This is a genomic window from Nonomuraea lactucae (assembly GCF_003313395.1).
GTDB lineage: Bacteria > Actinomycetota > Actinomycetes > Streptosporangiales > Streptosporangiaceae > Nonomuraea > Nonomuraea lactucae.
Genome location: NZ_QNFZ01000147.1, coordinates 1 through 4,203, shown reverse-complemented (window position 1 = coordinate 4,203; position 4,203 = coordinate 1). Strand labels below are relative to the sequence as shown.

2 protein-coding genes and 1 pseudogene are annotated in these 4,203 nt (G+C 74.8%); all 3 read left to right on the top strand.

Annotated features, from left to right (window positions below; translation table 11 throughout):
- Positions 1-304 precede the first annotated feature (304 nt).
- Positions 305-1,348: a pentapeptide repeat-containing protein gene (locus tag DQW85_RS09910; RefSeq protein WP_162794870.1), complete on the top strand. Its 1,044-nt coding sequence runs from the start codon at positions 305-307 to the stop codon at positions 1,346-1,348.
- A 410-nt stretch (positions 1,349-1,758) separates the two neighbouring features.
- A complete protein-coding gene (gene cydD, locus DQW85_RS09905) occupies positions 1,759-3,696 on the top strand; it encodes a thiol reductant ABC exporter subunit CydD (RefSeq protein ID WP_240197064.1) in 1,938 nt (645 codons plus the stop codon).
- A pseudogene (locus DQW85_RS09900) lies at positions 3,693-4,203 on the top strand (thiol reductant ABC exporter subunit CydC); the annotation flags it as partial. The gene cydD and the pseudogene DQW85_RS09900, both read left to right, overlap by 4 nt.

Sequence of the window (4,203 nt, the reverse complement as noted above, 5' to 3'; positions counted from 1 at the left end):
CGCCCTGGACCTGCGCGATGCGGTGGGTCGGCGGGGTGTCGCAGGGGGCGGCCGGCGCCGCGGCGGCGGGGGTGGCGGACAGGGCTGCCGCGACCAGCGCGGCGACGGAAGCCCGGGCTAAGACATGCATGACCGGCACTTTAGGGCCGATTGCGTCCACATATTTCTACATAAATGTGGATAGAGCATTAAATTATCGAACCTTGACACCGGCCGCGCTGGGTATGACCACTGCATGGACTGGGTCACCTGCGCGCACTCGGCTGCCTGCACGGGAATCGCACGCCGGCCGTACCGACTCTGCTTGTCCCACCTACCTCCTGAAGACCTCGCCGCCACGATCGGCGAGATGTCCCCCGGCCGCCTGCTCGACCTGCGCGGAACGGTGCTCGGCGGCGACCTGCTGGCCCGCGTGCTGGAGGCGACCGGCGGCAGGCCGGGCCGCGCCCGGCTGGAGCGCGTGCGGTTCACGGGGGACGTGCGGCTGGCGGGCGTGACGTTCGCCGGTGACGTGTCGCTCGACGGCGCCCTGTTCGAACGGCTGGCGTCGTTCTTCGGCGCCCGCTTCGAGGGGAACGTGTCGCTGGCCGGGGCCCGCTTCGCCCGTGAGCTGTCCTTCCACGGCGTGCAGGTGCGCGGGCACCTCTCGCTCGACCGGGCCGTGATGGCGCGCGACGCCCTGTTCAGCCAGGCCGCCTTCGGGCACGGCCTGTCGTGCGAGCGGGCCAGGTTCGACGGGTACGCCACGTTCGACGGCGCCCGGATCGGCGACGGGGCGACGTTCCGCGGCGCCAGGTTCGGCCGGACGCTGTCGTTCCGGAAGGTGAACGGCGGTGCGGGGTTCGACGCCGCGCACTTCGCCGCCGACGCCTACCTCTCGGCGACCGGCAGGTTCTCGGCCGCGCGCGCCCGCGCGGACCGGTCGCTCGACGTGTCCGTGAGCGGGTGCGGCGTGGACCTGCGGCGGGTGGAGGTGGCGGGCGCGACGACGCTGCGGCTGATCGACGCGCAGGCCGATCTGGAGGGCGCGGTGCTGCGCGGCCCCGCCACGGTGTCGGGGCGGGGCAGGTCGGCGCTGACCTCGCTGCGCCAGGTCGAGGCGCCCAGCCTGGCCCTGTCCGGGCTGGACCTGTCGGCGTGCGGGTTCGGCGGGCTGGCGCACCCCGCGGGGGTGCGGCTCAAGGACTGCAGGTTCGGGCTCACCCCGCGCGGGGTGCGGGCGAGCATGCGCGGGCCGATGATTCGCTGGCTGACCCGCCGCGGCGGCGCCGCGGGCGACCGCGAGGCCGACGCAGAGCCCGCGCTCGGCGGTGGCCGCCTGCCGGAGGAACTGCGCAACAGGGCCTGACGGCGCCCTGGATATCGGGGATGTCCCCGATGAATGCCGGAGGGCGATCCGTACCTTTGGCCGCCCTCCCGGCCGTGGCGGTGCTCGCGGGCGCGCTACCGTACCTGCTGGAGCACACCGCGCCGTCCTCTACGCTGAGTGTGCTGAGTGTCGTGACTCCTCCGCTCCCTGAAGGGAGCGGCTTCTCGCTTTCCTCGGTTGAGGTAGGCGACGGACAAGCCCTGCCCGTTTCCGAACACAAGAACAATATCAGGGAAGCGATTCCCCTGCCGGGTGAACCCGGCAGTCCCCTCGCTAGATCGGATGGCCCTGCCGTTCGCGCCCCTCAGGTGATCGCGCAAGTATGGGTGTGGCGCGCTTTCCGCCCCGGGAATGGCGCCGTCCGGACTCACTCGTTCTTCTGAGGACACGTGCACAAAGATCTCCTCCGGCTCGTGCGGGCCGAGCAGTCGGTACGGCGCCACCTGGCCGTGGCGCTGGCGGCGGCGGTGACGGCGGGGCTGCTGGTCCTCGTCCAGGCGGAGCTGCTGGCAGGGGTGCTGTCCGGCAGGTTCGCCACCGCCGCGCTGGCCGGGCTGGCGGCAGTGGTCGGCCTGCGCGCGCTGCTGGCGTGGACGCAGGGCGTGTTCGCCCGCCGCACCGCCACGGGCGTCAAGTCGGCGCTCCGGCACCGGCTGCTGGCCCGGCTCCACGAACTCGGCCCCGCCAGGCTGACCGGGCACCGCTCCGGCGAGCTCGTCACGCTCACCGGGCGCGGCCTCGACGGGCTCGACGCCTACCTGACCGGCTACCTGCCGGCCGTCGCCGTCGCCGGGGTGGTGCCGGTGGCGGTGCTGGTCCGGCTGTTCACCGCCGACCTGGCGAGCGCCGCCATCGTGCTGGTGACCCTGCCGCTGATCCCGATCTTCGGCGCGCTGGTGGGGATGACCACCAAGGCGGTCACCGAGCGCCAGTTCCACGCCCTGTCCAGGCTCGGCGGCCACTTCCTCGACGTGGTGCGCGGCCTGCCCACGCTGCGCGCCTTCGGCCGCGCCCGCTACCAGGCGACGGTCATCCGGCAGGTCGCTGACGCGCACCGGGCCGCGACCATGCGCACGCTGCGGGTGGCGTTCCTGTCGTCGCTGGTGCTCGAGCTGTGCGCGTCGCTTTCGCTGGCGCTGGTGGCGGTGCCGATCGGGCTGCGGCTGCTGGGCGGGTCGCTCGACCTGACGACGGCGCTGCTGGTGCTGCTGCTGGCTCCGGAGGCGTACCTGCCGCTGCGCATGATGGGCACCCGCTTCCACGCCTCGATGGAGGGCGTCGCCGCGGCCGACGCGGCCTTCGCCGTACTGGACCGCACGGCGGACTCCGACGCTCCCGGGGGTGCTCCGGCGGATGCTCCCGCGGGCCTTCCGGCCGGTGCTCCCGCGGACCTTCCGGCTGATGCTCCGGCGGGGCCGCCGTCGATCCGGCTGGAGGACGTGACGGTGCGCTACCCCGGCCGGGACGACCCGGCGCTGGAGCACGTGTCGCTCACCATCGCCCCGGGCGAGCACGTCGCCCTGGTGGGCGAGAGCGGCGGCGGCAAGAGCACGCTGCTCCACCTCATCCTCGGCTTCGTCCGCCCGTCGGCGGGCAGGGTCCTCGTCGGCGGCACCGACCTGCGCGACCTGGACCTCGGCGCGTGGCGCGACTCGCTGGCGTTCGTGCCGCAGCGCCCGCACCTCTTCACGACCTCGGTGGCCGACAACGTCCGCCTCGGTGCCCCGCAGGCCACGCCGGAAGACGTGCGGCGGGCCGCGGCGGCGGCGCAGGCGGACGAGTTCGTGCGGCTGCTCCCCGACGGCTACGACACCCTGGTGGGCGAGCGGGGCGCCAACCTGTCGGCGGGCCAGCGCCAGCGCATCGCCCTCGCCCGCGCGTTCTGCCGCCCGCACGCCTCGGTGCTGCTGCTGGACGAGCCCACGGCCCGGCTCGACGGCCGCAGCGAGGCAGCCGTGGTCACCGCCACCGCCGGCCTCGCCCGCGACCGCACCGCCGTCATCGTCGCCCACCGCCCCGCCATGATCGACCTCGCCGACCGCGTCATCCGCGTCCACGAGGGCCGCGTGATCTCCGACACCGCGAACCCCGGCACCACCGTCCCCGAGATCACGGCACGCAGGACCACGGCTGACGGGAGCGCGGGCCCCGGCCGCGCGGCATCCGACCACCGAGAACCCGGCCGCCCAGAACCCGACCAGCAAGGACCCGATCGCCGGGAACCCGATGGCGGACGGTCGGACAGCGCCGCCGCGGCGGCGTCCGGGGACGGGAGCGAGCGGGTGGAGGCGCGAGGGTGGGCGCTGGATTCGGGGAGGGAACGGTGAACCGGCGGATGGGCGTCCGGCTCGGCTGGGCCGTGCTGGCGGGGGCGGCGGCCGATCTGGCCGGGCTGGGGCTCACCGCCGCCGCCGCGTGGCTGATCACGCGGGCGGCCGAGCAGCCGCCGCTGGCCGCGCTGAGCGTGGCGATCGTGGCGACCCGGGCGTTCGCCACCGGAAAGGGCGTCTTCAGGTACGCCGAACGCCTGACCGGCCACGACGTCGCGCTGCGAGCCCAGGCGGGCACCCGCGAGCGCCTGTACGAGTCGCTCATCCCGCCGCGCCCGCTCCGGCACGGCGGCGCCGACCTGCTGAGCCGGATGGTCGACGACACCGAGGCCGTCCAGGACCTCCTCGTCCGGTGCCTGCTGCCGGCCGCCGCGGCGGCCGTCACCGGGCTCGCGGCCGTCGCGATCGGGCTGTTCGTGCTTCCGGTCGCCGCGCTCGTGCTGGTGGCGGGGCTGGTGGTGGCGGGCGTGCTGCTCCCGGCGGTCACGGCCGCGGCGGCACGCC